This is a genomic window from Bradyrhizobium sp. (assembly GCF_049581145.1).
Taxonomy (GTDB): domain Bacteria; phylum Pseudomonadota; class Alphaproteobacteria; order Rhizobiales; family Xanthobacteraceae; genus Bradyrhizobium.
Window position 1 is genome coordinate 1 of the sequence record NZ_JBAURI010000220.1, and the last position, 5,804, is coordinate 5,804.

Annotated in this window: 4 protein-coding genes; all 4 read right to left on the reverse strand. The window is 61.9% G+C overall.

Features of this window, described 5'->3' with window-relative positions; all coding sequences use genetic code 11:
- Nucleotides 1–1,564 (reverse strand): glycoside hydrolase family 15 protein (locus WCB02_RS07260; RefSeq protein ID WP_423957155.1); only part of this gene is annotated, 1,564 nt, incomplete at its 3' end.
- A gap of 148 nt (nt 1,565–1,712) precedes the next feature.
- Nucleotides 1,713–2,159, reverse strand: coding sequence for a DMT family transporter (locus WCB02_RS07265; protein WP_423957156.1), 447 nt, complete (start codon nt 2,157–2,159; stop codon nt 1,713–1,715).
- 60 nt (nt 2,160–2,219) lie between these two features.
- Nucleotides 2,220–4,250 carry an ATP-binding protein gene (locus tag WCB02_RS07270; RefSeq protein WP_423957158.1) on the reverse strand — a complete coding sequence of 677 codons (2,031 nt, stop codon included), beginning with the start codon at nt 4,248–4,250 and terminating at the stop codon, nt 2,220–2,222.
- Entirely contained in the window at nt 4,247–5,761 is a 1,515-nt protein-coding gene (locus WCB02_RS07275; protein WP_423957157.1) for an ATPase domain-containing protein, read from the reverse strand. Before WCB02_RS07275 ends, WCB02_RS07270 begins: the two co-directional genes overlap by 4 nt.
- Nucleotides 5,762–5,804: the final 43 nt, after the last annotated feature.

Consider the following 5,804-nt stretch of genomic DNA (forward strand, 5'->3'; position numbering starts at 1 on the left):
GGATCAGGCCGCGCGACCCGAACGCGCCGTCGCTGCCGGCAAATCCAATCCGCATATAATAGCCATCGATCCCGAGCCGGCGGGAAAGTTCGGTGTCGGTCGCATAGGTCCAGTCATCGATCTGCTCGTTCCAGCCGTCGGCGACATCACGCAAATATTGCGCCTTGGGGCCGTTGCCGGCCGCCTCCATCGCATCGGCCGCCGCCAGCAGCGCCGCGATCTCAACCGCCAGCGTGAAGGGAGAATAGCCGGCGTCTTCTTCCCAGCGGTCCTGCTGGGTGGTCGGGCCGGCGCGGACGATGTAACCGGCGGCGGTCTCGATCAAGCGTTGATAATGTCCGGCCTGTGACGCCTCGATCGCGCCGGCGCGCAACAGCATATCGTACAGCAGGATCGGAAACGCCGTTTCATCCATCTGGACGCCCTGCCAATAAGGCCGGCCGTCGAGCCACGAATTCTGCACCCAATGACCGTCGGATTCCTGAACGGCCATCAGATAATCGAGCACCGACTTTGCAGCGGTTTTTGCCCCCGCGGCGAGAAATCCGCCCGCGGTCTGCACCAGGTCCCGCGGCCAGACCAGATGATAGCCGCCGAGATCATCATCGCCATTGCGGAATCCCCAGGGGATCGAGAGGCTGGCAATCATCGCGCCTGATGCATCGTCGCGATGCGACGCCAGCACCGCGGTGCTGACCCGATAGCGGTTCAATTGCCCGGGAACACGGGGTTCGTCGAGCGGCAGGAACCCGGTCTGCAGGTTGCGCCATCCCGCCGAGTATGCCTTGAGCGCCGATGCCGCGCCTTGTTGCAGGCTGAGGACGGCGCGAAAGGCGGCTTCTTCCGGCTGCGCGCCAAAGCCTATCGCCAGCAGCGCGCGGCCGCCGCTGTTCGCAAGGTCGAGCGTACCGGATAGAGCGACGTTGCCGTTCGGCGCGGATTGATATTCGGGCTTCAAACCCTCGCCGCGGATCAATGTCTGCCAGCCGTCGGATATCCCGACATAGCCGACCGATCGCGCGGTCCAGGCGGTCGAGGACGCGATCGCAAGCGACATCCCTCGCGCTTGCGCGAACAGCATCGGCCGTCCCTTGAAGTCGCCCACCCAGGCCGTATTCCCGACGCCGGCATTGACAAGATGAGGCGCGATCAGCGCGTGAACCTGATAGTCGGACGGTTGGCCTAGCAGCGCTTCGAAATGCAGCTCCTGAAGCACGACTTCACGCTCGGGATCGGACAGAACCGACTTGGTGATGCGATAGCGGCCGTCCCTGGATGTGTTGACGAGGCGAAAAGCCGGAACGCCATCTTCGATCAAGACGACGGTATGATCGGCGTCGCGCTTCTCTTCGGAAAAATAGTTTTTCGCGGTGACGATGAGCCCACAATCGCGAATGCAGGCTGTATCGAGCCGCGGCGCATAGATTTCGTTGAGAATACCGTGGCTGATCGTGAACCACACCCTGCTCGCCGAGTCCGCGGCCGTCCCCACCGCGCTCTTGGCGCTCGAGGTCCAGCGCGGCTGTATGCCTGGCGCGCCGGGCGGGACGGTGGGATTTGTCATTCGGTTTCCTTATTCATGAGATTTCTCGTCCGCTCCAACAGTTCTCAACCGGGCTGCTCGTCACAAAACGTGGCTTGAATCGCTCCCGACGAGCCGTGTTCGGCTTTCGGTCGCAGCCAGGAATGATGTCTGTCCCCAATTGCACGCGTCAGAACCTGGAGATGAGAAAAACGCCGGCGATCATCAGACAACATCCGGCCAGGCGAGCGATGCCGGCGGAATGTTGCGCGAACCCGAACCAGCCGAAATGGTCGAGCAGAACCGAGAATATGAGCTGCCCGGCGACGATGAGAGCCACCAGAGCGCCCGCTCCGAGCTTAGGCGCGAGCAGGATGTTTCCGGTGAGATAGGTCGCACCCAACACGCCGCCGGCAGGCCAGACGTACCACGGCGCTTCGCGCACCATCTCTCGCGAAGGCCACTCCGACGTCAGGGCCCATGTCAAGATCATGGTGACGAGCAGGCCAGACGCCATGTTGACGGTGGCCGGAATGTAGGAGTTACCGAGCGCTTTGCCGAGCTCAGTGTTCGTCGCGACCTGGGTGGTCAGAGCGGCTCCGAGCAGAACTGCAAGAGGTGCGAGAAGCCAGTTCATTATCGCTCCATTCCGTGACATGGTGATCCCGATGGTCGTCGCTTGTACGAGAACCACACCTTATGGTCCCGATCCCAAAGCGATCCGCAGCTTCTCGGCAAGTTCGTCTCTTCGATAGGGCTTGGTCAGAACCGGAAGGTCTCTTTCGGAGAGCTGACTGCCTTCCGCGGCGTCGCCGACATAGCCGGAGGTGAGTAGCACTTTCAATTCAGGACGCAAACGGCGCGCCTCGAATGCCAATTGAGCCCCATTCATGCCTCCCGGCATCACCACGTCGGAGAACATGATATCGATGCGCCTGGCTCCCCGAAGATAGTCGAGCGCCTCGTGCGCATTGCGGGCGACGACGACCTTATAGTGCAACTCCTCCAGGCTCTCGATCGCCATGCTCAAGACCTGCTCGTCGTCCTCCACCAGCAATACGGTCTCCCCCGCCGCGGCTTTTCGCAACGGCAATTGCGCCGAGGTCGTCGCGTGCCGGCCCGAAGGAGCTTCATTCGAGCGCGGGAAGAACAGCTTGACCGTCGTTCCCTTGCCAGGCTCCGATTCGATCACGACATCCCCGCCGGCGCTGCGTGCAAACCCGTAGACCTGAGCCAATCCCAGCCCGGAACCCTTGCCGACCTCTTTGGTCGTGAAGAACGGCTCGAACGCATGGGCCAAGGTCTTTGGTTCGAAGCCTGTGCCATGGTCCCTCACGCAGAGAACGACATAGCCACCGGGATTCAGGCCTTTGTCGGCCACAGCGTCGGTGGCCCGATGCACGTTTCTGCTCGAGATCAGGATCGTGCCGCCGCTGGGCATCGCGTCGCGCGAATTCACCAGCAGATTGAGAATGGCGGATTCGAGTTGCGTGGGATCGACGTGAATCGGGTGGACACCCGGATCCAGGTCGAATGTCAGGGTTATGGCGTCGCCGACCGCTCTTTTTGCGAGCGCATCAAAATCGAGCAACAGCCGATTTGGATTGAGGGTCTCGGGGCGCAGCATCTGGCGGCGGGAGAAGGCGAGCAATTGCTGCGTCAGCTTTTCGCCGCGCCGCGCCGCGGTCATCGCGGCCTGAGCCAGTCGCGCGACCCGGTCCGGCTGATCCGGATGGCGGGTGACCATGTCGAGACCGCCGACAATGACCGTCAGCAGATTGTTGAAGTCGTGGGCCACTCCTCCCGTCAGTTGGCCGATCGCCTCCATCTTCTGGGCTTGATGGAATGCGGCTTCGGTTTGCTTGCGTTGCGTGATGTCCATCAGGACTCCAGCCATCCGCACCGGGTGTTTGTCCGGCCCGTAGCCAACCCGTCCCTTGGCCGCGATCCAGGAGATCCGGCCGTCGGCGCGACGAATGCGGCACTCGATATCCAGGGCACCCAGTTCAGGCGCCCGCTCGAATGCGCGTTCGACGGTCTCCCGGTCCTCATTCATGACGTGGCCGAGGAACTGGGGGATACCCCAGCACGGGAGCAGTTCCTCATATCCGAAGATCTGGTCGTGCTTGGCCGTGCGCCGGGCCGTGTTGGACATCAAGTCGAAATCCCAGGATCCCATTCCTGCGGAATCCAGCGCAAACGACAAGGTCTCGCGCGCATCGCTCAGTTCATTGGTGCGCTGCTCGACGCGCTGCTCCAAATGGTCGTTGAGCGCGCGCAGCTCGGCAGCCGCGCGCCGCTGTTCCTCCAGCAGAGACTTGGCCTGGTACTGCCGCCTGCGCGCACGAAGCGCCGATTGAGCGGCGCTTTGCAGCGTCTCGGCGTTGACTGGCCTCTCCAGCAGGATGACATTGCCAAGCCGCTGAAGCAGCGCCGAAGCGCTGTGGGATCTGCGGCCGGCCTGTTTCGTCGCAAGAACGATGACCGGAAGATCCGACCATGCCGACTGGCGCATGAACCAGTCGAGCAAGCGATCCAGCTCGGACCCCGAAAGCGATTCCTCGGTGACGATGACGCCGGCCACATCATCCCCCAGGCCGTCGTGAAGCTCCTCGAGGGTTTGGCAGATCACGCCTGCGACACCGATCTTTTGCAGCACCCGGACGATCACCTCCGCATCCCTGCCGCGCGGCGCCAAGATCAGGATCGTTTCGCGCACGCAGCCTATCTCCTTCGAGGTTCGGCTGACGACGATGCCAGCAGCGCCGTGCCGCCCTTGTATGATGGCAGGCCGGTCAGAACGCCCTCGAAATCACGCAGAGCCGGCCCCACCTCAAGACCCCGCGCGGTTAGCTTGAATTCCCGTATCGACCGTTCGTGCGCGCTGGTGCGGCTCTTGATCGCCGAGATCGCCGTCCTGACCTCGCCTTGCGCCTCGAAAAAACGAAACAGCAGAATGGCGTCACTCAGATAGCTCAGATCGATATCGGAGCGCATGCCTCCGATCATGCCATGCTGACCCAGGACCAACAGGGTCGTGATTCCCGACTGATTGAGGTAGCTGAGCAATTCGTGCATCTGCAGCAGCAGATATTGCTCGCCTGGCATGGCCTGCAGATAGGCATTGAGGCTATCGATGCCCACGTAGGAGGAACCGTGCTGCTCGACCGACATCCTGGCCCGGCTGGCGAATTCGCCGGGCGACAGCTCGGCGGGATCGATCTGCTGGATATCCAGCTGGCCGCGATCGATGAATGGACTCAAATCCATCCCGAGCGCCTTGCTGCGCAAGAGCAGCGTGGAAATTCCTTCGTCAAACAAGAAATAGGTTGCCTTGGCGTCCCTGCTCAAGGCGGCGAAAATGCAAGCCATCGCTGTCGTCGTCTTGCCGACGCCGGACGGTCCGCTGAGCAGCGTATTGGTGCCGGGCGGCAAGCCGCCGCCCAGCAACAGGTCGAGTTCCTTGTTCCCGGTCGAATTCGCGCGAGGGGAATATTCGGCATGGTGTTCCGCCGCCACGAGCCTTGGAAAGACGGCAAGGCCGCCCCGCTCCAGGATGAAGTCGTGATAGCCACCCCTGAATTTGATGCCGCGCATCTTGACCACGCGCAGCCGACGCCGTTCGGTGCCGAACTCCCTCGCCGACTGTTCCAGCGAGATCACGCCATGAGCGATGCTGTGAAGCTGCAGGTCGTTTGCGTCCGAGGTGCGGTCGTCCAGCATCAGCACCGTGCAGGCACGGCTCGCGAAAAACTGCTTGAGCGTGAGGATCTGCCGGCGGTAGCGCAGCGGATTTTGCGCCAACAATCTCATTTCCGAGAGACTGTCGAAGACCACCCTCGAGGGCCGCAATTCATCGACGCGATTCATCACGCCGTGCGTGGTTTCACCAAGCTCGACCTCCGACGGATGCAGAATGGTCTGCTCGCTCTCCGGATTGAGGTCAGTTTGGTTGACAAGCTCAAACAGCAGACGCGGCTCGAGTGACCAGCCATGGGTTGCGGCCACCGCGCTCAATTCCTCGGCCGTTTCGGAAAGGGTGATGTAAAGTCCCGGCTCCTCGCGCCGGACGCCCTCCAGCAAGAACTGCAAGGCAAGTGTGGTCTTTCCCGTGCCCGGCGTTCCCTCAACGAGATATACGCGATGCGGCGTGAGACCACCGCCAAGAATCCGGTCTAACCCTTCGATGCCGGTTGGCGCTCTCGTGGAATCGTGGGAGGGGGGATTTTTTGCATTCACTCTGTCTGGTCCGAAGGATGCTGTTTGGTACGAAGGATAACGA